Origin of the sequence: Mycolicibacterium vulneris, from assembly GCF_002104765.1 — a bacterium.
GTDB classification, from domain to species: domain Bacteria; phylum Actinomycetota; class Actinomycetes; order Mycobacteriales; family Mycobacteriaceae; genus Mycobacterium; species Mycobacterium vulneris.
In genome coordinates, this window is record NZ_NCXM01000085.1 from 1 (window position 1) to 1265 (window position 1265).

Annotated in this window: 1 protein-coding gene; it reads left to right on the plus strand. The window is 63.1% G+C overall.

The features are described 5' to 3' along the window. The first annotated feature begins 70 nt into the window (after positions 1-70). Positions 71-1233, plus strand: a protein-coding gene (locus B8W69_RS29440) for an IS3 family transposase (protein WP_110882106.1) whose coding sequence is annotated in 2 segments (ribosomal slippage) — positions 71-355 and positions 358-1233 — 1161 coding nt in all. Because the reading frame shifts where the segments join, the coding sequence is not laid out codon by codon here. Positions 1234-1265: the final 32 nt, after the last annotated feature.

Genomic DNA, 1265 nt, shown 5'->3' on the forward strand with positions numbered 1-1265 from the left:
GGGTCTGCTGCAGGAATAGGTGACATCTGAGTTGGCTTGCCCGTGATGGGTGAGCTGGAAGGATGTCAGTGTGCCCAGGCCTTACCCCCAAGAGTTCCGCGACGATGTCGTGCGGGTCGCTCGTAACCGCGAAGACGGGGTGACGATCGAACAGATCGCCACCGATTTCGGTGTCCACCCGATGACGCTGCACAAGTGGATGCGCCAAGCCGATATCGACGAGGGCGCCAAGCCCGGCAAGAGCACCAGTGATTCTGCGGAGTTGCAGGAGCTGCGACGCCGAAATCGGTTGCTGGAGCAGGAGAATGAAGTCTTGCGCCGGGCGGCAGCGTATTTGTCGCAGGCCAATCTGCCGGGAAAAGGCTCTACCCGCTCGTAACTGAGCTCGCCGCCGACGGGATCCCCGTGGCGGTGACGTGCCGGGTACTCAAGCTCGCCCGCCAGCCCTACTACTGCTGGCGGGCCAACCCCATCACCGACGCCGAACTCCTCGAGGCCTACCGCGCCAATGCCCTCTTCGATGCCCACCACGAGGACCCCGAGTTCGGCTACCGCTACCTGGTCGAAGAGGCCCGCGATGCCGGTGAGCCGATGGCCGAGCGCACCGCCTGGCGGATCTGCACCCAGAACCAGTGGTGGAGCGTGTTCGGAAAGAAACGCGGCAAGAACGGCAAGGTTGGGCCGCCGGTTCACGATGATCTGGTCGGTCGTCGCTTCACCGCTGGCGCGCTAAATCGGTTGTGGCTCAGCGATATCACCGAGCATCGAACCGGGGAGGGCAAGCTGTACCTGTGTGCGATCAAGGACGTCTTCTCCAACCGTATCGTGGGCTATTCGATCGGCTCCCGGATGAAGTCCCGGTTGGCGACCGCAGCGCTTCATAGCGCCGTGGCACGACGCGGCGATGTCGCCGGCTGCATAGTCCACAGCGATCGTGGATCTCAGTTCAGGTCAAGGAGATTCGTTCATGCCTTGAGCCGTCACGGCATGGTCGGCTCGATGGGCCGAGTCGGCGCGGCGGGCGACAATGCGGCCATGGAGAGCTTCTTCAGCCTGTTGCAGAAGAACGTCCTCGACCGCCGCCGGTGGGATACCCGAGATCAACTAAGGATTGCGATCGTCACCTGGATCGAACGGACCTACCATCGGCGCCGGCGTCAGTCCGGTCTCCGCCGGTTGACCCCGATCGAATTCGAAGCAATCATGACCACACCGGCCCCTCAGGCCGCGTGACCGAAACTGTCACCTGATCGTGCAGCAGACCC